The organism is Winogradskyella sp. SYSU M77433 (genome assembly GCF_029911945.1).
In the GTDB taxonomy this organism is placed as follows: domain Bacteria; phylum Bacteroidota; class Bacteroidia; order Flavobacteriales; family Flavobacteriaceae; genus Winogradskyella.
In genome coordinates this window covers 132,138-158,485 of the sequence record NZ_JARYTG010000007.1, presented here as the reverse complement: position 1 = coordinate 158,485, position 26,348 = coordinate 132,138, and the positions used below count along the sequence as shown (strand labels likewise).

At 31.5% G+C, this 26,348-nt stretch carries 21 protein-coding genes; 15 read left to right on the top strand and 6 right to left on the bottom strand.

Annotated features, from left to right (window positions below):
* Positions 1-17 precede the first annotated feature (17 nt).
* On the bottom strand, positions 18-680 hold the full coding sequence (deoC, locus tag QGM60_RS14710) for a deoxyribose-phosphate aldolase (protein ID WP_281141009.1): 663 nt from the start codon (positions 678-680) through the stop codon (positions 18-20).
* Positions 681-1,038: 358 nt separating this feature from the next.
* Between deoC and QGM60_RS14705 the strand changes: the two genes are divergently transcribed.
* The gene (locus QGM60_RS14705; protein ID WP_281141008.1) at positions 1,039-1,650 is read left to right on the top strand and encodes an OmpW family outer membrane protein; all 612 of its coding nucleotides are present in this window, start codon (positions 1,039-1,041) and stop codon (positions 1,648-1,650) included.
* 98 nt (positions 1,651-1,748) lie between these two features.
* Here QGM60_RS14705 and QGM60_RS14700 read toward each other — a convergent pair whose 3' ends face one another.
* Complete coding sequence (locus tag QGM60_RS14700; RefSeq protein WP_281141007.1) at positions 1,749-2,144, bottom strand: hypothetical protein; 396 nt, start codon at positions 2,142-2,144, stop codon at positions 1,749-1,751.
* A gap of 156 nt (positions 2,145-2,300) precedes the next feature.
* Positions 2,301-4,907 (bottom strand): ATP-dependent chaperone ClpB, encoded by a 2,607-nt coding sequence (gene clpB, locus QGM60_RS14695; protein WP_281141006.1) that lies wholly within the window; start codon positions 4,905-4,907, stop codon positions 2,301-2,303.
* 405 nt (positions 4,908-5,312) lie between these two features.
* On the opposite strand from clpB, the gene ytxJ reads away from it, so the two are divergent.
* From ytxJ to QGM60_RS14650, 8 genes are all read left to right on the top strand, one after another.
* Complete coding sequence (gene ytxJ / locus QGM60_RS14690; RefSeq protein ID WP_281141005.1) at positions 5,313-5,690, top strand: bacillithiol system redox-active protein YtxJ; 378 nt, start codon at positions 5,313-5,315, stop codon at positions 5,688-5,690.
* Between the two features lie 107 nt (positions 5,691-5,797).
* Positions 5,798-6,388: a Crp/Fnr family transcriptional regulator gene (locus QGM60_RS14685; RefSeq protein ID WP_281141004.1), complete on the top strand. Its 591-nt coding sequence runs from the start codon at positions 5,798-5,800 to the stop codon at positions 6,386-6,388.
* 74 nt (positions 6,389-6,462) lie between these two features.
* Positions 6,463-7,764 (top strand): amidohydrolase, encoded by a 1,302-nt coding sequence (locus tag QGM60_RS14680; protein WP_281141003.1) that lies wholly within the window; start codon positions 6,463-6,465, stop codon positions 7,762-7,764.
* A 193-nt stretch (positions 7,765-7,957) separates the two neighbouring features.
* Positions 7,958-9,805, top strand: a complete 1,848-nt coding sequence (locus QGM60_RS14675) for a glycoside hydrolase family 13 protein (RefSeq protein ID WP_281141002.1) — start codon at positions 7,958-7,960, stop codon at positions 9,803-9,805.
* Between the two features lie 390 nt (positions 9,806-10,195).
* Positions 10,196-13,162: an NACHT domain-containing protein gene (locus tag QGM60_RS14670; RefSeq protein WP_281141001.1), complete on the top strand. Its 2,967-nt coding sequence runs from the start codon at positions 10,196-10,198 to the stop codon at positions 13,160-13,162.
* A 476-nt stretch (positions 13,163-13,638) separates the two neighbouring features.
* On the top strand, positions 13,639-14,424 hold the full coding sequence (locus QGM60_RS14660; protein WP_281141000.1) for a DUF6090 family protein: 786 nt from the start codon (positions 13,639-13,641) through the stop codon (positions 14,422-14,424).
* A 171-nt stretch (positions 14,425-14,595) separates the two neighbouring features.
* Positions 14,596-15,336: a DUF6090 family protein gene (locus QGM60_RS14655; protein ID WP_281140999.1), complete on the top strand. Its 741-nt coding sequence runs from the start codon at positions 14,596-14,598 to the stop codon at positions 15,334-15,336.
* Between the two features lie 154 nt (positions 15,337-15,490).
* The gene (locus QGM60_RS14650) at positions 15,491-16,336 is read left to right on the top strand and encodes an alpha/beta hydrolase-fold protein (protein ID WP_281140998.1); all 846 of its coding nucleotides are present in this window, start codon (positions 15,491-15,493) and stop codon (positions 16,334-16,336) included.
* 143 nt (positions 16,337-16,479) lie between these two features.
* On the opposite strand, the gene QGM60_RS14645 is transcribed toward QGM60_RS14650, so the two are convergent.
* Positions 16,480-18,483 (bottom strand): BCCT family transporter, encoded by a 2,004-nt coding sequence (locus QGM60_RS14645; protein WP_281140997.1) that lies wholly within the window; start codon positions 18,481-18,483, stop codon positions 16,480-16,482.
* Positions 18,484-18,945: 462 nt separating this feature from the next.
* Here QGM60_RS14645 and QGM60_RS14640 point away from each other — a divergent pair, with 462 nt between their 5' ends.
* Positions 18,946-19,815, top strand: coding sequence for a formate/nitrite transporter family protein (locus QGM60_RS14640; protein WP_281140996.1), 870 nt, complete (start codon positions 18,946-18,948; stop codon positions 19,813-19,815).
* A 146-nt stretch (positions 19,816-19,961) separates the two neighbouring features.
* Here QGM60_RS14640 and QGM60_RS14635 read toward each other — a convergent pair whose 3' ends face one another.
* Entirely contained in the window at positions 19,962-21,092 is a 1,131-nt protein-coding gene (locus QGM60_RS14635) for a carboxypeptidase-like regulatory domain-containing protein (protein WP_281140995.1), read from the bottom strand.
* Between the two features lie 243 nt (positions 21,093-21,335).
* Between QGM60_RS14635 and QGM60_RS14630 the strand changes: the two genes are divergently transcribed.
* The 5 genes from QGM60_RS14630 (at position 21,336) to QGM60_RS14610 (ending at position 25,287) form a co-directional block, all read left to right on the top strand.
* Positions 21,336-22,304: a YARHG domain-containing protein gene (locus QGM60_RS14630; RefSeq protein WP_281140994.1), complete on the top strand. Its 969-nt coding sequence runs from the start codon at positions 21,336-21,338 to the stop codon at positions 22,302-22,304.
* The gene (locus tag QGM60_RS14625) at positions 22,304-22,954 is read left to right on the top strand and encodes a DUF2306 domain-containing protein (protein ID WP_281140993.1); all 651 of its coding nucleotides are present in this window, start codon (positions 22,304-22,306) and stop codon (positions 22,952-22,954) included. Before QGM60_RS14630 ends, QGM60_RS14625 begins: the two co-directional genes overlap by 1 nt.
* A gap of 264 nt (positions 22,955-23,218) precedes the next feature.
* Positions 23,219-23,959 carry a sulfite exporter TauE/SafE family protein gene (locus tag QGM60_RS14620; RefSeq protein ID WP_281140992.1) on the top strand — a complete coding sequence of 247 codons (741 nt, stop codon included), beginning with the start codon at positions 23,219-23,221 and terminating at the stop codon, positions 23,957-23,959.
* Positions 23,960-24,108: 149 nt separating this feature from the next.
* Positions 24,109-24,753: a porin family protein gene (locus QGM60_RS14615; RefSeq protein ID WP_281140991.1), complete on the top strand. Its 645-nt coding sequence runs from the start codon at positions 24,109-24,111 to the stop codon at positions 24,751-24,753.
* A gap of 102 nt (positions 24,754-24,855) precedes the next feature.
* Entirely contained in the window at positions 24,856-25,287 is a 432-nt protein-coding gene (locus tag QGM60_RS14610; RefSeq protein ID WP_281140990.1) for a hypothetical protein, read from the top strand.
* 100 nt (positions 25,288-25,387) lie between these two features.
* Here the strand turns inward: QGM60_RS14610 and QGM60_RS14605 are convergent, their stop codons facing one another.
* A complete protein-coding gene (locus tag QGM60_RS14605; protein ID WP_281141071.1) occupies positions 25,388-26,344 on the bottom strand; it encodes a YafY family protein in 957 nt (318 codons plus the stop codon).
* Positions 26,345-26,348: the final 4 nt, after the last annotated feature.

Below are 26,348 nucleotides of genomic sequence, written 5' to 3'. Positions count from 1 at the left end.
TTACATATAAAGAATAATTAATAAGACGAATAAGATGGTAAATCTTCCATCATTGCAACACCTGATGAAGTTCCTATTCTATCCACACCAACATCAATATATTTTAATGCAGTTTCTGCATCTCTAATACCACCAGAAGCTTTTATTTTCAAATGGTCTCTTACGGTTTTACGCATAATCTTTACTGCAGTTAGCGTCGCACCACTTTTAGAAAAACCTGTTGAGGTCTTTACAAAATCGGCTTTAGCATCAATACAGATTTCACATGCTTTTACAATTTCATTTTTAGAAAGCTCACTGATTTCTAAAATTACTTTTAGAGGAGTAAGACCAATGGCTTGTTTTACGTCGGTAATATCTTTTAAAACGGCAACATGGTTTTGGCTTTTCATACGGCCAATGTTTATTACCATATCAATCTCGCTAGCTCCTTGCTCAATAGCTTTTTTAGCTTCATAGACTTTAGCTTCTGTAGACATCGCTCCCAAAGGAAATCCTACAACGGTACAAATCTTAACATTAGATCTGCCCAAAGCTTGTTTTGCTATGGGTACATAACAGCTGTTAACACATACGGAGTAAAAATTATATTTAATAGCTTCTTCACACAGTTTTAATATGTCTGATTCAGAGGCAGAGGCACTTAATAAAGTGTGGTCCAAATACTGGTTTAATTCCATTATATATCTTTAAAATAGGGTTATAAAAATTATCAGCCATAGTAACTCCCAGAAATTGAGGGAATTCTATAACAAGTCTTAATAGAATTTAAGTTATGTTGGAATTAATAGCTCGACAAAATTAATGATTTCTTCGTTAAAAAGTAACTCTGCATTTTTAATTTTATTATGCATTTCATCGATTTATTGTTAATAACTTTTTAAATGGACTCATTTTAAATAAGATAGACTAACAAAAAAAGTAAGACTTAAAATGTGCTTTTTTAATTAAAAATAGTGGTTTAAAACCTGATTTTTATCAGTATTTATGGTATTTGAGACGTTTATTTTTGACGGAAATAAATAACTTAATTATATCATGAAAAAAATACTATTATTTGTACTAGCAATCGGTTTTACGTTTAGTGTTAAAGCTCAAGAAGAACAATCAACAGGAGATTATAATAAATGGCAAGCTAGATTTAGGCTTATTTCTGTAATTCCATCACCTAGTGATGATATAGATGGTGCAGATGTAGACATAAGTACATCTTTTGTTCCTGAATTAGATTTTACATATTTCTTTACCAAAAACATTGCTGCAGAACTTATTTTGGGAACAACAAAACACAATGTAGATGTTGAAGGCACAGATTTGGGACATGTTTGGTCATTACCTCCAACTTTAAACTTACAGTATCACTTCTTTGCAGATAATTTTAAACCTTATGTAGGTGCAGGTGTAAATTATACATTCTTCTATGGTGTTGATGAAGGTGATGTCGCTGGTATGGATTATGAGAATTCTTTTGGTTTCTCATTACAAGCTGGTTTAGATTATAATTTAAACGATAAATGGTTTTTAAACTTAGATATCAAAAAATTATTTCTATCGACAGACGTAGATGTTGATTTAGGAGATGCTACTTTGCCTGTTGAGGTTGATATAGATCCATTAATCATTGGTTTAGGGGTTGGTATGAAGTTTTAAACCAACTTTAATTTTCATAGTAATTGAAAAAGAGTCTCAGAATGAGACTCTTTTTTGCTTTTAATTAAATCTTTAGGGTTGGTCTAAGGAAAAAAGTACTAAACAGGGATTTCAGAATTTTCCTTAGAGATGATGTGATGCACCCATTTAATGGCTTCATCAAGAGAATCAAAAACACCAAAGGGTTTTTTAAAGAATTGCTTTTCGTATTCCGCATTAGACTTTTTTAAGTGATTGTTGGGAATAATTGCAATCGCAACTAAATTTGAGATGTTTTCAATTTCCTTGTAAACCAAAGGGTTAACAGAATAAGAGGTCATGCGATTAGAAATATAAGCTACATTTCTACCTTTAAAGTTTTCTTCCAAAACTTCTTTCAAGGCATCGGTTTCTTTCAAATCAATGATTACTCCTTCTTTTACTTGTTTAATGAGAAAGTCGTCAAAAACAAAAACCTCAGCGTGACCAATGTCATAGTACTTAAATATTCCCATAACAAATTGATTTTATTTACACACAGAATTATCATATTAATGTACTCAAAAAAAACAACATAAAAAAGCAACACGCCTTTTAATTGCTCAAAATTTGTGTTGCTTTTACCAACCAATCATTATAAAGACTGTTTGCGTTGAAAATTGTTACAGATATTACAATTCTTCAACCACTAAATCTCCTTGATTTCTAAAAACCAATTGTCCGTCAAACTCATCAAGAAGAATTATACTATCTGTAGTTACTTTGCCAGCTAATATTTCTTTACTCAATTGATTTAATACTTCTTTCTGTATGACTCTTTTTACTGGTCTTGCACCATATTCTGGATTGTATCCTTTTTCTGCCAAATAAGCTTTCGCTTCTGGAGTAGCATCAAAAGTGATACCTTGATGAGCAATCATTTTTGTAATGCCTTTCAATTGAAGGTCTACAATAGAAACAATGTCTTCCTTGGTTAAAGGTGTAAACATGATGACATCATCAATACGGTTTAAGAACTCTGGTCTTACACTTTGTTTCAACAAACCTAAAACGTCTACTTTGGCAGCTTCCATCGCAGATGGAATATCTTTTGTAGCTTCAAAACGTTCTTGGATGATATGGCTTCCCATATTAGAGGTCATGATGATAATGGTGTTTTTGAAATCTGCAATACGACCTTTGTTATCTGTTAAACGTCCTTCATCCAATACTTGTAATAAGATGTTAAAGGTATCTGGATGCGCTTTTTCAATCTCATCTAGCAATACTACTGAATAAGGCTTACGTCTTACAGCTTCGGTTAATTGCCCACCTTCATCATAGCCAACGTATCCTGGAGGCGCACCAACTAATCTACTCACCGCATGACGCTCTTGATATTCACTCATATCGATACGCGTCATGGCATTTTCATCATCAAACAAGTATTCTGCTAGTGCTTTTGCTAATTCTGTTTTACCAACACCTGTTGTACCTAAGAATAAGAATGATCCTATTGGTCTATTTGGGTTTTGTAAACCAGCTCTAGAACGACGCACAGCATCACTCACGGCTTCAATGGCTTCTTCTTGGCCGACCACACGCTTATGTAATTCGTCTTCAAGTTTTAAAAGCTTTTCGCGCTCACTTTGTATCATTTTGGTTACAGGAATTCCTGTCCATTTGGCAACAACATCAGCGACATCTTCATAAGTAACTTCCTCTTTAATTAAGGCTGTTTCTTGTTGTTCTGCCAGTTGTTTTTGATACGCTTCAAGCTTTTCTGTGGCTTCTTTTATCTTTCCGTAACGGATTTCTGCAACCTTACCATAATCACCTTCACGCTCTGCTCGTTCAGCTTCAAGCTTATAGTTTTCTATTTCTTGCTTTATGTTTTGAACGTTTTCAACTGTTTCTTTTTCAGACTTCCATTTGGCATTAAGCTCGTTACGTTCTTCTTTAAGATTAGCCAATTCAGCTTTTAAGGCTTTTAATTTGGTTTCGTCCTTTTCACGTTTTATAGCTTCGTGCTCAATTTCAAGCTGCATAATCTTACGGTCCAGGACATCCAATTCCTCTGGTTTAGAGTTTATTTCCATACGTAATTTAGAAGCTGCTTCATCCATAAGGTCAATCGCCTTGTCTGGTAAGAAACGATTGGTAATGTATCGGTTTGATAACTCTACAGCACCAATAATAGCTTCATCCTTGATACGCACTTTGTGATGTGCTTCATACTTTTCTTTAATACCACGAAGGATGGAAATGGCACTCTCTGTATCTGGCTCATTTACCGTTACCTTTTGGAAACGTCTTTCTAATGCTTTGTCTTGCTCGAAGTACTTTTGGTACTCATCTAGCGTAGTGGCACCAATAGCTCTCAGTTCGCCACGTGCTAAAGCAGGTTTAAGGATGTTTGCAGCATCCATTGCACCTTGGCCACCACCTGCGCCAACAAGGGTGTGGATTTCGTCAATGAATAGGACGATATCACCTTCGCTAGTGGTTACTTCTTTAATAACGGCTTTAAGTCGCTCTTCAAACTCACCTTTATATTTCGCGCCAGCAATTAATGCTCCCATATCCAAAGCAAAGATTTGCTTGTCTTTAAGGTTCTCAGGAACGTCACCATCTATGATACGATGTGCTAAACCTTCTGCAATGGCAGTTTTACCAGTACCAGGTTCACCAACCAAGATAGGATTGTTTTTGGTACGTCGTGATAGGATTTGAAGTATTCTACGAATCTCTTCATCTCTACCAATAACTGGATCTAGCTTACCATCTTGTGCTAATTGGTTAAGGTTTTTAGCGTATTTATTTAAAGAGTTATAGGTTTCCTCTTGACTTTGAGACGTTACTCTATCTCCTTTACGCAGTTCCTCAATGGCTGAGTTGAGTCCTTTTTCTGTAACGCCTTGGTCTTTTAAAATCTGGGCGATTTTACTGTTAGACTTAAATATTGCCAAGATTAAATGCTCAATAGATACGTAGTCATCATTCATCTTTTTGGCGATGATCGATGCTTCGTTGAGGGCTTTACTTGCTTCTCTGGAAATCATTAGCTCTGCACCAGAGACTTTAGCAAAACTCTGTAGTTCTTTGTCTAATATTTGTTGTAATAAAGACACATTAACATTCAGCTTTTTAAGGATGAATGGTAGTACGTTTTCATCAACTTCGAATAGCGCTTTGAATATGTGCTCGTTTTCTATTTGTTGATGACCAAAGCCTTGTGCAAGCTGTTGTGCTTGCTGTATGGCTTCTTGCGATTTTATGGTATAATTATTAAAGTTCATATAGTATTTTGTTTTAGTGTCATTGCGAGGACGTAGGACGTGGCAATCTGTTGAAGGATTCTTCGCTTACGCTCTGAATGACACCTTTATTGTTTTAATTTATTATTCTGTTTGATTACCTTTAGGCAATTATCTTACCATTTATGTTTGGTAAGACAAAAACGACAAAATGACTGGTTTTATTAGTATTGTAGTGACTTTTTGTCTGTGATTAGTTGTGGTTATATCTGGGTATGACCCAAGATTGATACGCTTTAAACTCGACTTAAACCTGAATTAGACCCGAAGTAGATACGGATGAACTTTATGTTTGAGATTGCTATAATGTGGTTTTGAGGTCATGGAGGTTCTCGATACATAATGCTGCGCATTTCACTCGAACTGACATTAAAAAATAGATTTAAAATGTTTAAAAAATTGTTTGGCTCATCTGAGCCTAAAGAAGAAAAAATACTGCCTTGGATTGCTTTGAACAGCATAGACCAATTGGATATTATTGAAGAGAAATCTAAAGGGAAAACGCAGCTTATTTTTAAGCACTCTACGCGTTGTGGGATTAGCAGAATGGTGATGAACCAGTTTGTAGCTGCCTATGATTTGGACTTAAATACCGATTTGTATTATTTGGATTTGCTGAGTTATAGAGAGGTGTCTAACGAAGTGGGTTACAAGTTCCAGGTGATGCACGAGTCTCCACAACTTTTGGTGATACGAAATGGAGTAGTGGTGGCGCATGCGAGCCATGGTGGGATTATTGATATGGATTTAGAGAAGTTTATTTAAGTATATGAGAAATTGTGTTTAGTTAAAAATTACTATACATATCTATAATTTAATGAGAACGGAATTATATCTTAAAGTAAATGATAAGCTAAAATAAACTTCGATTTTTGAAAGAGAAATTCAAAACATATTATGATTCTTATCTCAAACTATTTACTCATTTAAGCTTAGAGGAGTTAGAGATTTTACGCTCACAGTTAGAGATTAAAGAACTAGGTAAAAAGGACTTTTTTTTAAAAAGAGGGGAAGTTCAAAAACATATGGGTTATGTGTGTAAAGGCTTATTAAGAAGATACTACATCAATGAAAAAGGTAACAAAATAACAACTGGCTTTGTTAAGGAAAATGAATATGCAACGGATTATCCTGCATTTATAAGGCAAAAACCAACAAAATATTACATGGAGTGCCTTGAACCATCCGTAATTATTGAATTGTCTTACCAAGATATACAAGAAGGATACAAAAAATTTAAAAACAATGAAATGTATGGAAGGTTAATTGCGGAGTATGTTTTGACAGTGCAAACTGATAGAGTGGAAAGTTTTTTGTTTGAAAATGCCGAGCAAAGGTATTTAAACTTCATACATGACAATCCTGATATTATTAATAGAATAAGCTTAACTCATTTAGCCTCTTACTTAGGTATTGAAAGACAATCATTAAGTAGAATACGAAAAAAAATTGCTAAAAAGTAAAATTGTCACAAATGTGTCAGGTTCACTTCATTATTGATTTGCAATTTTACAGTGTAATTTAAAATATTGTAAAAATGACATCAATTAAAAAACTTATCAAAATAGTACTTGTTATACAGTTAGCTTATCTACCTTCCTTAATATTTGCGCAAAGCAAAACAGTAGATAGCAATATTCATGAAAAAGTTAAGACACGTACTGAACTTATCTTTGATAGCTTGGTGAGCATCAGAAGAGATTTTCATACCTATCCTGAATTAGCTGAGCAAGAAAAACGGACTTCAACTAAAATAGCAACTTATCTTAAGTCATTAGGATTAGAAGTACATACAGGTGTTGGAGGTTATGGTGTTGTTGGAATTTTAAGAACAAACAAAAAAGGTAAAGGGATTGCATGGAGAGCTGATATTGATGCACTAGCTTCTGACCATCTTGATGTTGTTGACTTTTCTTCAAAAAATGAAGGAGTAAGACATATTTGCGGACACGATGTGCATACCACTATTGGGCTTGGGATAGCAAATGTATTAACAAGTTTAAAAGAAAACCTAACAGGAACCATTTATTTTATTTTTCAGCCAGCAGAGGAAAATTGGGAGGGAGCAAAAGCTATGTTAAATGATGGCTTACTAAATATAATAAGTCCAGACGAAATCTATGCATTACATATTGCACCAATGTCTGAAGGGATGATTAGCACCAAGGCAAGAAACCCATATGCGGATTATAAGGGAATTGAACTTACTTTTAAAAACGTTGAGAATAACACAGAGCTGATTAACTATACAAAAGATTTACTTTTAAACCTTCAGAATGTTTCAGCTGACAGTAAATTCTGGGATAATAGAAATTTATTAGACCCTAATATTGGACTAGGTAATCCTAATACCATTTTTAAAGGCTATGTTACTGTTAACACTAATATTGCGGTTAAAGAAAATGATGACGAAATTTCGATAAGAGCCTACCTAAGTGCAGAAAAAGAAACTCAGCTAGACATACTTTTAAGCGAAATAAAAAAGACATTTAAAGCCTCTGACTACGCAGATCAATTTATTAATGGTGCTTTTTATTATGAAACCTCATTAGTTCTTAATGATGCTCAATTAACCTCATCAGCAATGGCTTCAATTGGTAAAATTTACGGAAATGAACATGTTCTTCCTCTTTACGGAGCTATACCAGATGGCCGTGGTGATGATTTCTCATTATTTCAACGTGAAATTCCGGGAGTCTATTTTTTAATGGGAGCATCTAATTTTGAAAAAGGTATAATTTCCATGCCACATTCGCCAAATTTTGCGGTTGATGAAAATAGTATAGCCTCTGGAGTTAACTTTTTTTCTTCAATGATTATAGAAAGACTGAAATCATAAATTATTAAATGTTGTAGCGATTGCATACAACAGTTCATAGGTATTAACACTATAGTTTTTAGGTAATATATCTAAAACTACTTAAGCTTATGTATTGCCTTTTGGTTTAAAATGGCGAACTTCGCTTATCAAGTATCATAGTTCATTCAAACGTAATTATATCTTAGCGATGTATACAATTTAAACTAAAAACATGAAATACACCTACAACCAGATATGTATTCTATTATCAATACTTTTTTTATCTGCATGTAATAATCCACCAGAATCTAAAGTTAATAAAGAATTTGTTCCTCAATGGGCTAAAAACGTGGTATGGTATCAAATTTTTCCAGAGCGTTTCAGAGACGGAGACTCAACTAATAATCCGACAATAAACGATTTAAAAGGAGCGGATCCTAAAGAACTACCTAAAGAATGGGAGGTTCATCCATGGGGAAGCGATTGGTATGCCTTACAAGACTATGAGAAGGCAAACGGAGAGCCTGAATTGTGGAAACATATTTTAAGAAGACGTTATGGAGGAGACTTACAGGGAGTTATAAATAAACTAGATTACTTACAAGATTTAGGCATCACAGCTATTTATTTAAATCCCGTTTTTCAGTCGCCCTCGTTACATAAATATGATGGCGAAAGTTACCATCATATAGACCCTAATTTTGGTCCTGATCCAGAAGGTGATAGGAAATTAATAGCATCTGAAAATCCTTTGGATCCATCTACTTGGGTTTGGACGAGTGCTGATAAACTAGCCTTGCAATTAATTGATGAAGCGCATAGCCGTGATATGAAAATCATTTTTGATGGTGTGTTCAACCATTTAGGTTACAATAGTTTTGCTTTTCAGGATGTGGTAAAAAACCAACAGAATTCGCCGTACAAGGATTGGTTTATGATTAAGTCTTGGAATGATGAAGAAAAAGGAACTGAATTTGATTATGAAGGCTGGTTTGGAGTAAAATCGCTTCCAGAATTTAAAGAAGATAGTACAGGAATTGTAGAAGGTCCTAAAAAATATATTTTCAATGCTACCCAACGCTGGATGAATCCTCAAAACAAGGGTATTGAACACGGCATAGACGGATGGCGACTAGATGTTGCCTACTGTATTGGTCATCCATTTTGGAAAAAATGGAGAAAACATGTTAGATCAATTAACCCTGAAGCTTATATGACAGCTGAAATTGTTGATGATCCAGAAAAAGTGACGCCATATATGCAAGGAGATGAGTTTGATGGAGAAATGAACTATAATTTTGCATTTGCCTCAGCAGAATTCTTTTTCAATACAGATTCTACTAAAATTAATGCGAGTACATATGCTCAAAAATTAAAAGCTCTTAGAGACTTATATCCTGAAGGTGTGGCTTATGTTTCTCAAAACCTTTTTGGTAGTCATGATTCTAATAGAATTGGTTCACACATTGTAAATCGTGATAGGGGAATTGGAAATTTTAGAAACTGGGGAACATATTTTAATGCTTCGGTAGCAGGAAACAATCCTAATTATTCCACACGGAAACCTCAAAAAGAAGATATTGATTTGCAAAAACTGTTTGCCATTATGCAAATGACCTACGTAGGCGCACCTATGATTTATTATGGTGATGAAGTTGGAATGTGGGGAGGTAATGATCCGGATTGTAGAAAACCGATGATTTGGGATGATATTGTGTATGAAGATGAAGTTTTTAATGCAGATGGTTCTACTCACAAACCAGATAAGGTTGAAACCAATACCTCTTTATTTAATCACTACAAAAAGCTCATTTCTATACGAAATGATCACCCTTCACTACAACAAGGTACATATAAAACAGTATTTACGAATGATGCTAAAGGTATTTTTGTTTTTGAACGCCAATATGAAGGTGAAAGCATAGTTGTTGCCATCAACAATGGAGGTGAAGAATTCATTTTAGATATTCCAGAGTTGAGAACTCATTGTATGGTAGACTTATTAAGTGAAACTGTTTTTGATGGCGATAAAATAATAGTTCCAAATAAATGGGGAATGATATTAAAAGCCTGTCAGTAGTTTATAAGAAAAAGGCATATACTAATGGGTTATAATTTATTGTAGCTCAACTTTTAGTGATACGAGAAGGAGTAGTGGTGGCGCATACCAGCCATGATACGATTAATGTTATGGACTTAGAGCAGTTTGTTTAAAATGTACGGACTTTACGTATTGACTTATAGTTTATTAAAAGTTAAGTTTGCCTTTTAACAGATATAGTTCATTGAAATGAAACTGTGTCTTGACGTTAGCAATAATTTGAACTGAATGAATAAAATAACCTCAAAAATAATTGATAATTTACCAGATGTCATCAAAAATGTTGCTGACTGGACAAAGAATAATTTTGAAGAAAATGCTCAAGATGTATTAGAGAATTCTACTGGTACTGCTGGAATAATAATTAAGTTGTTTGGTAAAACACTGATAGATAAATACTTTGATAAACTTGAGAAAAATAAGCTCAAAGATTTTGGAGAAAAAGTATATCTTAAGTCAGCCTTTATTCAAGCAAATAATTCAATTGAAAAAATTGAAGATGATTTAACTAACTTGTTATCTGCCAATGAATTTTCTTTGATTTATGAATCAATAGTCGACAAAGAAATTAAAACGTTTCATTCTTCTAATATACTACTAATATTTCAACCCGAATATCATCCATCTATAAACTTTGTAAAAAACAATTATGTAAGTATTCTTAAAAAACTTGGTATTAATACAAGTGTAATTAATAAATTTCTTTTAGATTTTAATTCAAATATCAGCTCTGAAGTTGAAAAAAATTTCGGCAAAAGTTATGAGGAGCATTTAAAACTAATTTCTGAATATGCATTAGGAAAAAACGAGACTAGATTACTTTGGGATACGTCCAAATTAGGTGTAATAGGATTTACTTCTAATGAAAATCTTAAATATGAGGAAACATTTGGCATATGGAAAGATGTAAATACTTTCAAAAGTTTTGAAAGCGAGAATGAGAATTTATATGAGGAAAATGATGATGAAAATGAAAAAGAAAAAAAATTAAATCCAGTATTAGAATTGATTGAAGAATATTTTAAAATCAATTCAGAAAACAACCTAGACAAAATTTTATTTATAGTGGCAGATTTTGGTAAAGGTAAATCGGTTTTTCTAAAACATTATGCTTCTGAATTAGCTAAAAAATACATTAATACTAGAGAGGGTGAATTTCCAATCTATTTTAATCTGCGAAATTTTCATAATTATTCACACAACACAAGACTTGGAGTAATTGAAGATTATTTATTAACTGAATATGCCATTGATATTAAATCAGATGAATTTGCCAAAAAGAAATATGTGTTTTTAATAGATTCATTAGATGAAAGTGGCGAGTTAAATAAAGTGAGTATTGAGAAAGTTATTAACTCTATTCAACAAATACAAAATATTGATAAACAAAAATATAGGACTAATAAAATTATAGTCACTACAAGACCTTTTGACGAAGGATTGGACCAACACTTAAAATGTCATAAACCCAAAACCAGATTAAATAAAGCAAAAAGAGAAATTCCTCAATTTATTTCGATATATGGTTTCAAAAAAAAACAATTCAATGATTGGCTAATTTCCTCCATAAAAAATGCACCAAGAATCGATATATCAAAAACAAGTGGAATTATAAATAAAATATTAACAGCTGTTTATGAAGATGGGGAATACGACATTTACAAAGCATTAGTTGAAAATAAAACATTGTCAAAAAGCGAATTAAGAAGACCCATTTTTGCTTATATGATTTATCAACTAATCTTAAATAATGTAAATTTTCTTGAGGTTGGTAAAATAGGAGTTTATTTATCATTTCTAAATCTTCTTTCGAAAGATGCAAAGCATATTAACGATCCTAGTTATCACGTAAACTTAAGTGAAGAATTTGAGTATCGAAATTTGCTTCATTCAATATCAGCATTATGGATGTTTGAAAGACATCAAGGTAAGCAAGGTTCATTAAAAAAAGCTGATATATGTCGAGTTCTTGACGGAGATAACCGCCACGAATCTGACAATGAAATATTAGAACGCTATAAAAACAAAAAGGTTACAGAAATTGAATTTTTATCTCATTCATATTTTGGCGAAAATGATAATAAATTACATTTTCAACATCAATCCTTTGCCGAGATACTATTGGCTGAGTATTACTTGAAAGTATTTATTAAATACTCGGTAGACAAAGATTTCAATATAGCAGAAGCCAGAGCAAAACTTCTTCTGGGCTTTCCAACTGAACAAACAATTAGATTTTTAATTGACCTATTAATTTTATTAAAGGATTCGACAAACGACACAAAAGCTTCTGAAACAGTTGAAAAAAGAAAACTATTATTTCCATTATTAGCTACGCTGGCAACAGAAAAAAACAATAATCTATTCTGTAATAGCTTATACTACGAGTGGTTTAACAAATACCCTATAAAACCCGATGAAGTAGAATATCCAATAGAACTAATTGAAGATTGGGCTTTTAATAAAGCTAAGATAGACAAGATACTTTATTTGTGTAAGGAAATTATAAACTCAAATAATACTTACTTGCTTACAAAAAGTGATTTAAAATCATCATTATACGACAATGAGTTAACGTTAATCCAAAATACCTCTATTTATGAATTACCTCTTGATTTTGATAAATGGATAGCTTTACTAGTTGGAAATAAACTTTGTAATGACTTAAGCAATATTAACAAACCTGTGTTATTTAATAAAGAGTATGAAATAAACCCAAAAAAGTTATTTGATTTAATAATTCAATCTACTAATAGAAGAACAAATGAAAACAATATTCCAGAATGGGGTAGAAATTTATTTAAAGGAATTGATATGAGTCAAATTGACGAGCGTACTTCTTTATATGCCGTTTTGAATCATCTAGATTTCTCATTTAGCTACCTTAAAAACATTGATTTCAGTGGTTGTGTATTAGGTGACACGAAATTTAATCATATAACTTTAGTTGATGTGGATTTTTCACATAGTTATATGTGGAGTACTAGCTTCAAGAATATAAACTTCATCGAAGGTTGTAGATGTTGGAATGCAGTTATTTCTGGTTTACTTATTCCTTTTAATTTAATGCCAAATAAAAGAAGAGAAATTAGAGAGAATGTAATGTTTAAAAACATTAAAATTCCAAATATACCTGATGATGAAAAGGGCAAATTTGAATTCAGATATTTTAGAAATGTTACATTGATTACAACTGAACTATTTGCTTATTTTTATGCTAAAAAGGATATTTCAATCAGAAAAATAAACGAGCTTGTTAAATTTCAATCACCTGAAATGAAAAAAACATATTTAAATGAAATAAAAACTATTGTCAACAATGTATATAAAAAATAGAGATTTTTGGTGCTTAAACGAAAGATGATTAATAAAATAAAGGTCAGTTATAGACTGAAAAGTAATTACTTAAAATTTGCTACTATTCTTATACGTTACCGATAAGCACATTAAAAAAAACCTCTCACATTTTGGCAAGCTCAATGACCATGAGAGGCTTTTTATTTATTCTATAACATAAGAATTCATAATGCGTTTGAGCTTTAGTTTTAGATCTTCACCTTTGTCGTAAATCATTTGTTCTTCTGTTAGGAAGGGGACCTAACGGTTGTTTAGAAAAGGCAGTAAATCGTTATCTAAAGCTCTACGGTATCCCTGTGTATTGGCATAGATATGCTCAAAGATAAACTCGCTCACTTCTGAAAATTTGCTATCGCATAGTTTGCACTGCGTGCTCGTGTCCTAATCGGAATTGCTTTACCATTTCCAGAATTTCAATAGATTAAAAATCATATCTTTAGAGAAACTAACCTCTAATGATAAAATTCTTTAGAAAATTTAGACTAAAGCTTCTGTCTGAAAATAAATTCAGTAAGTATCTGATTTACGCAATTGGAGAAATTATACTTGTAGTTATAGGCATTTTGATTGCCCTTCAAATCAACACTTGGAATGAACGAAAAAAGAACTCCAAGAAAGAATATTATCTATTACAACAATTGCAAAAGGAATTTGAAAAGGATAGTAGCCATATTGAAACACAGGCTTGGTTGACTAACTTAAAAGTACAGGATGGGATGAGAATAAGACTATTTTTAGAAGGAAAGAACAACCTCCGAGCTGATTCTTTAGTAAGCCTCTTGTTCTATAATAGTAAAGCCTTGCTCTTTAATAGTAGCACACCAACGTATGATGAAATCATTTCTTCGGGAAATTTGAGTCTTATTAAAAGTGAAAATTTGAAAACAAAAATTTCAAATTACAAGAGTAGTATTAGGGCTGCCAATTCATTTTTATTTACGGAAGCTCATAAGCATAAAGAGAAGTATAATGCTCATTTATACAAATATTTTGATGCAGAAATAATGGCGCACTTGTGGAAAAATTATAATAGAGAAAATAGAATAATTTCAAATAAAGATTTAGAGCATTTTAAAACAGACATTGAAGGCTTTAAAAATGATTCCAACTCCAAGTACCACGTCAGCACACTGATAGGTGTAGACGCAGAATTAAACTTTCAGTACACTGAAAGAATAAACATGCGCATTTCTGAAATTTTAGATGATGTAAGACTAGAGTTGAAGAAATTTGAGAATTGAATTTTAATAATAACGAAAGCACAACAATGTCTATTATTCAGTGTGATCTATGTTTTATTTGTATAAAATGTAAACTTAACCAAGCTGGTTTCTTGCAAGGAATGGTCTTTTGGACGATTCCACACAAATCATATCCAAGCAGTTGTTCTTTAGTATAACTAACCTTTACCAATGATAAAATTCTTTAGAAAAATAAGACAGAAACTCCTCTCTGAAAATAAATTCAGTAAATATCTGATTTATGCTGTTGGTGAAATCATACTTGTAGTTATTGGAATATTGATAGCGCTACAAATCAATAATAAAAATCAAGAAAGAATAAATAGGAATTATGAGTTGACTATGCTCAGGGAGATTAAGGATGCTTTAGATAAAGATATATATAATATGGAGGGAGGGCTTAATGCTCTTGAAGATTTAAAACGAAGCGTAATTAAATTGACAACTATTCGTAATGAACCTACATACTCTCACGATTCGCTAGTTTACCATTTTACCAAGGTAAGAGAAGGTGGTATAGCTATGGTGATAAATTATAGTCCATATGAGTCTATAAAATCTACGGGATTAGATAAAATTTCTAATTCTGAACTCAGAAACAGCATTACAAATTTATACGAGGTAAAATTAAAAGCAGTCGAATTTTGGGTCAATGAATTTATAAGAAGACAACTTTATAAAAAGCATGATTTGGTTTCTAAAATTTTTGAAAAAGAGGTTATCCCTGATACTTCAGATGGTATAAAAGTAAACTATAAGGTTAATTATGAGTTAATACATGATAGTGAAGACTTCAATGAATTTTTAGTTCTTTCAGGCGGTTATATACCTGTTGCCAATAAAAACATCAATTATGCAATAAAGGAAATGAAATCTCAAGTAAAAAAAATTGAATTTGAGCTAAAAAAATAACATTTCATATAAATGTTTTAATTCGCAGCAGCTTAGATTATAAGAAAGCTTAAAACAAGCTTGCTAACTTTTGCTATTGATGAAATAATTGAGCAGATGATTCCGCAATGAAATAAATTCTAGGTCGTTATGGTATTACAAAAAAAAACAATCAATGAGAAAAAATAGAATAATAATTGCAATTGTTGGATTTTTAATAGTTTCTTGTCAATCGAAAATATCTACATCAAATTCAGAATCTAAATATTTCACAGATTCAATCTACAGTAATTTTCTGAATGAATACCGTAAACATAACGTTTACTTGCCAAAAGACTTTGATAGCACAAAAAGATATCCCATTATATACTCAACGGATGGTAACGAAATAAAGAAGAATAGTTTTTATCAAAAAACATTAGACTCCTTAATCGAAAGGAACATCATTAAACCAACTATTTTAATTAAAAGCTATTCAAACCAGAAAATTGCAGACAGTAGTGGTACATTGGGAAACGGAGATAAAATGTATTTAGCATATAGATATTTTGAATACCTAAATCAGTATTCTGAAGGTTATAATAATTCTAAAATTGCTAACAGGTTTAAAAACCATATGCAATACTTTAACGACGAATTGATATCCTCGGTAGAAAGTAAATTAAACCAAAAACTAACTAAAGAAGATAGATATTTTTATGGAGTTTCAAATGGTGCTGGCTTTGGACTACATTTATTAAATAGTCATCCAGAGAGTATAGGGACTTACCTTTGTTTTTCAACATTTGGTGGAGATATTCAAACAAACTCTTGGAAAAGCAACGTTGATTATCCTAAACTGTACTTAGAATATGGAAGTGAGGAACCATTTTTTCTTAAACAAGATGCTGAGTTTTTGAAAACAAAATATGAAGAACTGAATTTAATATCTGAAATTAATGAGTTTGATGGTGGGCACGATTATAAAAAATGGAATGAAAAATTTATTCAAATCATCAGTAATGAATTGTCAGTGAAATAAAACACAGTTTATAATGATTTACAGCCTAAATTTACTTATATGATTTATACTATAAAAGGATAAGTTTGGAAATATAAACTGATCTGTAACTAGTTTTTTATTTTTTAGATGAGCTAATTATACTATTATTCTAAATAGTTAGATCACCTCAATTTTCTGTTGGTATTACTGCTTACAAACATTTCATTTTTTTCTTCAGAAATGATTTCTATAAATCGCTCATAGTGTTTCAGAACATCTGATATGAGTTCGTTCTTTGTAAAGAGTAGTACATTATATCCTTTACGATCATCGCCAAAATAAGACTTAGGAAAAAAGGTCTGATTATCATCAATATCCTGTAAATTTTCCTCGTTCAATAGATATTCGGATACTATTTTAGATTCGTTCTTTACACCATAGATAAAATTATTTACAATATCGTACTTTATCTCGATTTCAACTTTTTGAGGATCGCTATACTGATTAATTCTAGCATCTATTCCGTTCTTTTCAAATTCCTTTTGTAACTCTATAAACGCTTCCTTAGCAGTGGTATTGATGTATTGGTTTGTTGTTTTTTTATCCTTTAAGGAGTTGATTCTACCTAATCGCTCTTTCCAAGACTGGCCAGACCAAGGTACAGTAGTTAACGAAAAATCACGTTCGTAATAATTCTTGTCGATAGAAAGTGCCTTAACCAAACTCACAATAAAAAGCAGCATAATAATTGAAAATGGCAATGCGGTTATCAAGGTCATACTTTGAAGAGCGTTTAATCCACCTGCATTTAATAACATTAAAGCCAAACAAGCAAGTAAAATTCCCCAACCCACAGTTTGCCATTTAGGAGAGATACGAGCATTTTTTGTGGCAATGCTGTTCATTACAAACATGCCAGAGTCGGCAGAAGTAACAAAGAAAATAATAATGATAGCTATGGTTAAAAAACTAGTAATCTTGGTTAAGGGTAAGTATTCTAGAAAGCGAAACATTAGCGCATCAGGGTTTGAAGCCAGAAGGCTTAATGCTCCATCAGCAACATTCATATCAAACCATATGGCACTGTTCCCGAAGACTGTCATCCAAATAAAATTGAATACTGTAGGTAGAATGAGAACAGCAGCTATGAATTCTCTTATGGTTCTTCCTTTAGATATTTTCGCAATGAAGAGTCCTACGTAAGGCGACCATGAAATCCACCATGCCCAGTATAAGATTGTCCAATCATAAAACCAAGGTTGCATGTTTTCTTCATGAACATGGGTGTTGAAAGTTAGGGTGAAAAAATTGTTGATATAATTCCCAATACCTTCGGTAAAGCTACCAATAAGATAAACAGTTGGGCCTAAAAATAAAACGAATAGCAAAAGTACAATAACGCTAATGATGTTGATACTACTCAAAATTCTTACTCCTTTATCTACACCACTTACAGCAGAAATTATGGAAAGTGAAATTAGCACTACAACAATAATTACTTGGTAAGTAAAACTACTTCCAGGAACGACGTTGAGTGTTTCTAATCCTGAGTTAATCTGAACAACTCCAAACCCTAAGGTTGTTGTAATACCAAAAAATGTACTGCAAAGCGCAAACACATCTATAATATTTCCCCATTTTCCTTTGATTTTATCTTTTAACAAAGGGTAAAAACAACTTCGTAGTGATAATGGTAATCGGTAACGATAAGCGAAATAAGATAAGGCTAAACCAACAATACCATAAATAGCCCAAGCATGTATGCCCCAATGAAAAAAGGTAAAGAGTTGAGCGTCTTTAGCTTTCTGAACAGTAGTATTTGCAGAAAAAACTTCATTAGAATAATGTTGCATAGGTTCGGCTACACTAAAGTACATCAGCCCAATACCCATACCTGCTGCAAAAAGCATAGAAATCCATGAAAAGAAAGAGTAATCGGGTTTACTGTTGTTTCTGCCCAACCTAATATTTCCAAATTTACTGAACATAAGATAAAAAAGGAAGAGTATGAAAATAGTCACTGACCATACATAGACGTAGTTCAGGTTGATGAAAATAAAATCCTTAACTGTATTGAGTAAGTTCTCGGTAAGTTTTGGATAAATTGCCGAGAGTAAACAAATGATTACAATAAAAATAAGACTAGGCACAGTAACACCTTTACTGAGTGTGACTCTGATTTTCATTTTATTTTTCATTTCGTATTTTAATGATTAGGTTTTCTAAAACCACAACGTAAGTTGTCTTGAAGAATTAGCACTTTTAAATAGTGAATCCAAGTTCTGCTAATAACTCTAATTATAGTAAAACAAGGATTTTTGGATAGAAAAAATGTTGGTACAACATGTAATGGATATAGCTAAGATTCTTTTTCATATCCAATTAAAGAATCTACTATTTTAATAATAGCCTATGGTTGCAAATTTAACAAAAATAAAGGAATTGAAGTAACCAACATTAACTAGATACCAACTAAAATGATTGTATAAAGCTACGGTTTTGGTTTCTAGTACAATCTGACACTTAATAAATAACCCATAATTATTTCGATAATATCAGTAGAATATAAATATTCTTATTATGTCTTCAAAAGTGTAGTACAAGTTGTATACAGCAATGTATTTGAGTAATTTTGTGTTTGAAAAATTATGAAAGAACAGACACCTCCAGCCGATTCAGCTCAAAAAACAATAGATCAGGAAATTAAGCAATCTGTTTCTGATTCGGCTGATGTAGCTAAGTCTCACGGAGAAATTTTACGCGAACAGCTTATTGAAGGTATGGAAACTTTTGATGCTCATAGACGAAGCGTATTCATTTCTTCGTTTACTGCTGGTATGGAAATAGGGTTTAGTTATTTGTTGATGGGTACTATTTTTAGTTTTTTTAGTAATGATTTTTCTAATGATGCATTGTTTAAGCTTATCAGTCTGGCTTATCCTTTAGGTTTTATCTTAGTGGTATTTGGTCAGTCAGTATTGTTTACAGAACAGACTTCCTTGTTATCTCTACCAGTTTTTAATAAAAAACGTTCGGTTAAAAGTTTGTTGGGATTATGGGGAATAGTTATAGCAGGTAATTTAATCGGTGGCTATATCATTTCTTTAGTTTTTTTATGGATTTGTCCTAAACTGGGTTTATTTGAGTACGATACTGTATCTATTGTTGCTAATCATGTGATTAGTTTTTCTCCATTAGTTATTTTGGTAAGTGCAATTTTGGCAGGATGGTTAATGGGATTGTTGTCTTGGCTAGTAACCTCATCTAGGGATACTATTACCCGTTTTGTAATTATTTTTATGATTACCGCTACGATGTCATTTACAGGACTACATCATAGTATTATAGGAAGTATAGAAGTATTTTCAGGAATGATCACTAGTGCAGATATAGGTTTTGTGGACTACTTAACATTTCAAGTGCTAGCATTAATAGGAAATGCTATAGGAGGAGTTGTGTTCGTTGCACTTTTTAAATATAGAGCTTTTGTTACCAATGTAGATTTATATTCAGATTAGATTATGTATGATCTTAATTTCGTGAATTTAAAGAGGTATTTCTGAATACTCAATTTCCCCTTTGATATTTTATGAGAAAACAAGAATTATCAAAAAAGCCCCAAGGACTTCTCAGGGCTTTTTTAATTATAGAAAGATTTTACTTCTTATTCGTTCTTTAAATCTGAGAGTTCAAAAGTAAGATATTGCATTACACGTTCTACAGTTGTGGCATCAGAAGTTTCATTTTCAGTGTGGAAAGAGGAGTAAAGCACACCACCATTTCCATGAAGGAATGTGTATGCTAAATACTTGTTTTCGGTTATGCCGTTATAAGTTATTGGTCCATTTAACCAAGGCAAAACTGTAGTTTCATCATAACTATCAACAACTTGCCAGCTAGGTAAAAATTCATCAATAGTTACTGTGTTATTTTCTATGGTAATATTATAATTTAGTGTTAACCAATCTAGCAAATCCGTATTAAAGACTTCGGCTTCAGTGCTTAGTGACTCTCCGCTTTTGTAAGGATTATAGAAGCTCAGGTACTGATTACCGTCAGCAGTAATATCATTAAGATATTCATAAGCCCAGTCTGTAGCATATAATAAACCGCCATCAGCGACATATTGTGTAAGATTATTACTAGAAGCCAATTTACTATTATCTAGTCCGCAGTTTAAGAAAATGATATCATAATTACTCAATAAGGTTGGAGAATCAATAAGATCACCAAAATCAAAATCTACATTTGGTTCTAATTGAGGGTTAAAGTTTCTACCCATTAAAGATTGATGTCTACTATTATGGGCATCTCCAATTGGTCTATCAAAAGGTCCACTACCATCTATGATGTCAAATAAAGGTTCTTGTGTTATAGGGTTTACTAAACCTATATTGTATAATACATCTTCAATATGATCGTAAGAGCCTGTTACTACGGCAATATTAGGAAAACTTGTAAATTCAATATTATCTAAAGTGATGTCAAAAACATCATTAGTTTCATCTAATATTACGTTTTGTGTAGTTGTAAAAAGTCCTTTAGCAATAGTTAATTCGTATTCGCCAGATTCAATACCAGACAGGGTGAAATTACCTTCACTATCTGTATCTGTTTCTTTTACAATAGTACTATTGCTGTATAGCTTAACCGATGCCTTAGATATGGCATCGTTACTGTTTGGAGTTACAAATTTTCCAGAGATAGAAAAGTCTCCTTCAATATTTTCTGATTTGTCTTTAGAACAGGCAAATACTAAAACTAAAGAAAGAATAAGTACGATTGATTTTTTCATAATAGTTGATTAAATTGATTATTAAGCTGTTAAATTTAACTTCTTATGTTATAAATATATAACAATTTAAAACGCATTTCTCCTACTATTGTGTTGTAAATGTTCTTTTTAGTAAGAAAATACGTGACTTTAAGTCTTGAAACTATGCTTAGAAAAAACTAACTTCGCCTATCAATCGATATAATTCATTGAATTGGAACTATATCTTAACGTTGTCGTAATTGAAAATATTAATTCTGAAAAATGAAAAATTATATATCTATTCTTGTTATTGCGTTCTTAATTATTAGTTGTAATTCAAAAATTAAAGATTCAGAGTCAAAAATTAAAATTGAGAATGGAACTGAAATTATTGAACAGAATACAATAATAGAAGAAAAAAAAACAAATTACATACCTGAAAACAAGGTCAAAGCTAATTCTAATAATGAGAAGATTTTAGGCTCTTGGATTGGATATTTCAAAGAAGACACAAAAGATAGTTATACTGAAAAAGCTATTTATGCTGACGAAGGTTTTTATTGGAATAGGGAGAATAAAATAAATATATCAATAGATAAAATCACTGACAGTTTAATAATTGGGCATAGTGTTGTTGCTGGTAACAACAGACCCTTCGCAGGGCAATTACTAAATGGGGTGTTCCACGTAAAAGAACCAGGAGATGATAAATATGATGGGGAATTTAAATTTACAATTACAGAAAATAAATTAATTGGTAAATGGACTGCTTATAAAAATATTGATATCAAGAATCGAAAATACGAGCTGATAAAAAAAGTTTTTGCATATAATCCAGATATAATGCTAGAGCAAGTAAAAGAGTATGTTGATTGGAATAATTTTACTGAAGAAAAAACTCTTGAAGAATATGAAGAAGGAGAATTTGAAGAATGGATAACAAAAGAATTTGCCACTGCTACCAAATTAATTTATACTATTAATGCGTCAAATACTTTATTGAAAAAAAATGATGTCGAAAATTTAAAAAAAGGAGACTTAACAATAATAAGAAATACAATTTACACAAGACACGGATATTCATTTAAAAATAGACCACTAAGAGTATTCTTTGATGCTCAAAGTTGGTATATTCCTGTTCATACAGATGTTAAGTCAGAATTCACCGAAATTGAAAAAGAAAATATTAAACTTCTCTTGCGTTATGAAAAGAATGCAATTGAATATTATGATTATTTTGGGAGAGGATAATGAAATTAAAATTAAATCGCTTTTTTTTCCTTAAAGCTATTTTATATGGCTCTTTAGTTTATTTCATATATCTATTAGTATTAATAACAATACAATACATTCCAATAAATTACAAAATAGCTTTTCTCAATTTAAAACAAGAGGAAATTAAATTAGCTTATTATAAATTAGCGTTTTTTAGTCACGTATATTCAAGCATAATTATTATATCTTTAGGCTTAACCCAGTTTTCTAAAACAATAAGAAATCGATTCTCTTCTATTCATAAAATTAGTGGAAAAGTATATATTCTTTTGATTTTATTAGTTGCTTCACCATCTGGATTAATAATGTCATATCACGCAAACGGAGGTTTAATTTCTCAAATATCCTTTTTAACCCTTTCAATCCTATGGTTTGTATTTACATTAAGTGCATATACAAGCATAAAAAAAAGAAGTTTTAAAAAACATAGAAACTTTATGATTAGAAGTTATGCTTTAACTTTATCTGCAATAAGTTTAAGACTATTTAAATATGGAATTGTATCGGTTTTTGAATTACCACCAATGGACACTTATAAAATTGTTTCTGTTTTAGGCTGGACAATAAACCTAGGGATAGCAGAAATTATTATACGAAAAACTACACACAAAAACATGTATAATTAATTGCAAGTTATGGCCTACTTACGAAAATCCTTGCGGATTTTCTATTCGTTTTTTATTTTCTAAATTAGTTGCTCAAACATTTAGCCAATTATACACAAAGATAAGCGCAACATGTAAAAGTCTACATTTAAAATATTGGATATTATTTGCGAAAAACTTTAAGACTTCACTAATAAATTAAGCCTCAAAAATGGTTTTACACTTAATTATTTCATACATTTAATATGACCTAATAAGGCTGTTTATCTACTAAAACTAAATACCATGAAAGATATTAGCTATATATTTTTGCTTTTGGCATTAGTAGCTGAAATTATAGGTACAATAGGTGGTTTTGGTTCTTCAGTATTTTTTGTGCCTATTGGCAACTTTTATTTCGATTTTTATTCAGTATTAGGCTTAACAGCAATTTTTCATTTGTCTAGCAATTTGAGTAAAATCTTCTTATTTAAGAAAGGCTTAGACAAAAGACTGTTGTTATACATAGGTTTACCTTCGGTAATATTTGTCATTTTAGGTGGTATTGTTTCAAAATATCTAAACACCTATTTTTTAGAAATCTTCTTGGGTGTTTTTTTGGTGGTTTTAAGCCTATTCTTTTTGATAAAAAGTAACGTCATTGTTCAGCCAAAAAACAAGAATGCTATTGTAGGTGGATCTTTATCAGGTTTTTCGGCTGGTTTATTAGGAACAGGTGGTGCAATTAGAGGTCTTACCATGGCTGCTTTTAATTTAGAAAAAAGTGCATTTATAGCCACTTCAGCTTTTATTGATTTTATGATAGACTTTTCTCGGACGTTTGTGTATTACAATAATGGCTATATACATAAACACGATTTAAAGTATGTCCCTTTTTTATTAATTATAGGTTTGGTAGGGTCATTTATAGGGAAAAAGATATTGGTTTATATCCCACAATCTAAGTTTAGAAAGTTATCCTTGTTTTTTATTCTCTTTATAGGCATTACTACTTTGGTTAAGATTTTTATGGATTATACGGAATAATATCTGTTTTATTACAAGACTAGATTAAAATACGTGACTTTACGTATTGAAAGTGAATCTACAAAGTTTAAATTTGTTGATAAAGAGATGTGTTGTATAGTACTACTTATATCTTGTTTATTTAATATTTCTTTAATTATAAAAAATGTATGTATAAACGTAAATTATTTTTAATTGTAATTGGATTTTTGTTTTCAGTTACTATAGGAGCCCAAAATAAATTTAAAATAGGAGTTAATGCTGGATTAAATTATCCAGATCACAGAGGGTATGAATATGCAAAGAATAGAAAATTTAAAATAGGCTATCTGTTAGGTGTCTCTTTCGATTATTACCTGAAGGAAGATTTATCAATAAAAGCAAATATTAATTATGAAAGAAAAAATAGGGAACGAGAACTGACATACTTCAACTATGATGCAGAAGAAGTAGGAGATGAAAGTTTTAGTGAGATTTATGAATATATAAATGTCCCACTATTATTGAAATATGAATTTGGAAAATCAAAATTCTTTATAAATGGTGGTCCATTTTTCAATTATTTATTAAATAACAAACTTGATTCTAACTATCCCAATGATAGTAATGATGAAATAACGGAACAGAAAAAAATTGATTTGGGGTTATCATTTGGTGTAGGAACAAATATTGCATTAAATGAAAGCAATGACCTAGTTGTTGAAATTAGAGATGATTTTGGAGTTATTGATATTGGTGGTGTTCCAAACCATTTAGATGGAACGGTAAAAACAAATACGATCAAACTAATTATAGGCTGGAATTTAGGCATATGATAGCTGTTGTTTTTTAGTCATTAACCTGAATTTATTTAATTATCAATCGATATATTTCATTGAAAAGGAACTATATTTTAGCCTTAGAAAATAATATAATTAATGCACAAAATAGCAGAATGGATTACACAGGAATTATTAATGAGAAGAGTTTTTAGAAAATACAAAAACAGTCTTCCTACTCAATCTGTTTCTGAAAAACCAAAAATGAATTATCACGTTTTAGCTGATGCTATTGTTTGGAATGATGAAGGAATTGAAAAATGTGATCCAGAATTGGAAAATGCATTAAGATACGCTCTTAATTATAGAACGAATTTGATTGTTGATAAGAACTTTGTAATCAAAAAGAAGAACTCGAAAAGGATTGAGAAACGAACTTTTGAATTAGCTAAAAAATATTTTCCTGATTGGATTGGATTTGAAAGAAACCGCTGTGAATACAATTCAGAATTGTCGGACAGAATTAAAAGAATTCGTAAAGTTTCTCAATGGAAAATTGAAAAACTAATGAATAGTGATGAATTTGAATAAAAAACGATTTGCTAATTTAGTTTCTTAACACGAAAATCCTAGTGGGTTTTCACACAACGACACTATACACAAACCATAAGCGCAATAAACCAAAAACCACCTAAAGCCGTTCCGTAGCTTTTTTCATAATCTCCTTAAGGCGTGTCTTTAGACTTTCGGGTTCTACGATTTCGGCATAGTCAGCAAACATAATATACCATCTGGCAAAACCGTCCTCTAAGTGAGACGACATAAACGTCATTTCTATTTGGTTACCAACTATACGTTCAGAGATAAATCCATTTTGTTTTTTACTACTACTGATATAGCGCGCTACAGTTTTGTCAACTCTAATAACCACTTTGGTTTTTTCGTGTGCTTTTGTTTTTGCTAAGTGGTCTTCAAGATTTCCGTGGATTTTGGTAAAAGGTATTTCGGTTCGTTTTATGTTCAGCATTCGGTCGGTTCTAAATTGTCTGTAATCATTCCGATAAAGACAATATCCTAAAAGATACCAAGCATTATTTTCATGAAATAAACCTACAGGTTCTATAAAGCGCTCAGAAGGTGTTTCGCTATTTAACGAATGATATTTTAAGAAAAACTGCTTGTGTTCGGTAATGCTTTCAAAAATAATTTCTAATGCATCAGGTAGATTCTTATTAAATAATTGTTGCGATGGACTTACCGTTATCTGAGATTCTAATGCTGTAATCCAATCCTTTTCACTGCCTCTTAAAACCGATTTTATCTTAAGCATGGCAGACTCATGATAATTACCTAAAGATTTATCTACATACTTCTGCATAAGCTTTTCAGCAGCTACAAAACTACTAGCTTCTTCTTTGGTAAACATTACGGGAGGTAATCGGTAGCCTTCCATTATAGAATAACCAATACCAGCCTCACTAACAATTGGGATGCCTGCTGCTTCTAAGGTTCTTACATCTCTGTAAATGGTTCTAAGGCTCACATCAAACTTATCTGCTAACTCTTGAGCTTTAACAATGCGTTTAGATTGTAGTTTTACTAGTATGGCAACAATACGATCGAATCGTTTTACGGTATCTATACTCATAATG

Coding starts and splice junctions, on each gene's coding strand:
- QGM60_RS14625 (WP_281140993.1), top strand. CDS start 22,304: ATGAAATTAAAATTAAATCGCTTTTTTTTCCTTAAAGCTATTTTATAT.
- QGM60_RS14650 (WP_281140998.1), top strand. CDS start 15,491: ATGAGAAAAAATAGAATAATAATTGCAATTGTTGGATTTTTAATAGTT.
- QGM60_RS14680 (WP_281141003.1), top strand. CDS start 6,463: ATGACATCAATTAAAAAACTTATCAAAATAGTACTTGTTATACAGTTA.
- QGM60_RS14655 (WP_281140999.1), top strand. CDS start 14,596: ATGATAAAATTCTTTAGAAAAATAAGACAGAAACTCCTCTCTGAAAAT.
- ytxJ (WP_281141005.1), top strand. CDS start 5,313: ATGTTTAAAAAATTGTTTGGCTCATCTGAGCCTAAAGAAGAAAAAATA.
- QGM60_RS14610 (WP_281140990.1), top strand. CDS start 24,856: ATGCACAAAATAGCAGAATGGATTACACAGGAATTATTAATGAGAAGA.
- QGM60_RS14640 (WP_281140996.1), top strand. CDS start 18,946: ATGAAAGAACAGACACCTCCAGCCGATTCAGCTCAAAAAACAATAGAT.
- QGM60_RS14635 (WP_281140995.1), bottom strand. CDS start 21,092: ATGAAAAAATCAATCGTACTTATTCTTTCTTTAGTTTTAGTATTTGCC.
- QGM60_RS14630 (WP_281140994.1), top strand. CDS start 21,336: ATGAAAAATTATATATCTATTCTTGTTATTGCGTTCTTAATTATTAGT.
- QGM60_RS14675 (WP_281141002.1), top strand. CDS start 7,958: ATGAAATACACCTACAACCAGATATGTATTCTATTATCAATACTTTTT.
- QGM60_RS14645 (WP_281140997.1), bottom strand. CDS start 18,483: ATGAAAATCAGAGTCACACTCAGTAAAGGTGTTACTGTGCCTAGTCTT.
- QGM60_RS14620 (WP_281140992.1), top strand. CDS start 23,219: ATGAAAGATATTAGCTATATATTTTTGCTTTTGGCATTAGTAGCTGAA.
- QGM60_RS14705 (WP_281141008.1), top strand. CDS start 1,039: ATGAAAAAAATACTATTATTTGTACTAGCAATCGGTTTTACGTTTAGT.
- QGM60_RS14660 (WP_281141000.1), top strand. CDS start 13,639: ATGATAAAATTCTTTAGAAAATTTAGACTAAAGCTTCTGTCTGAAAAT.
- deoC (WP_281141009.1), bottom strand. CDS start 680: ATGGAATTAAACCAGTATTTGGACCACACTTTATTAAGTGCCTCTGCC.
- QGM60_RS14700 (WP_281141007.1), bottom strand. CDS start 2,144: ATGGGAATATTTAAGTACTATGACATTGGTCACGCTGAGGTTTTTGTT.
- QGM60_RS14605 (WP_281141071.1), bottom strand. CDS start 26,344: ATGAGTATAGATACCGTAAAACGATTCGATCGTATTGTTGCCATACTA.
- clpB (WP_281141006.1), bottom strand. CDS start 4,907: ATGAACTTTAATAATTATACCATAAAATCGCAAGAAGCCATACAGCAA.
- QGM60_RS14615 (WP_281140991.1), top strand. CDS start 24,109: ATGTATAAACGTAAATTATTTTTAATTGTAATTGGATTTTTGTTTTCA.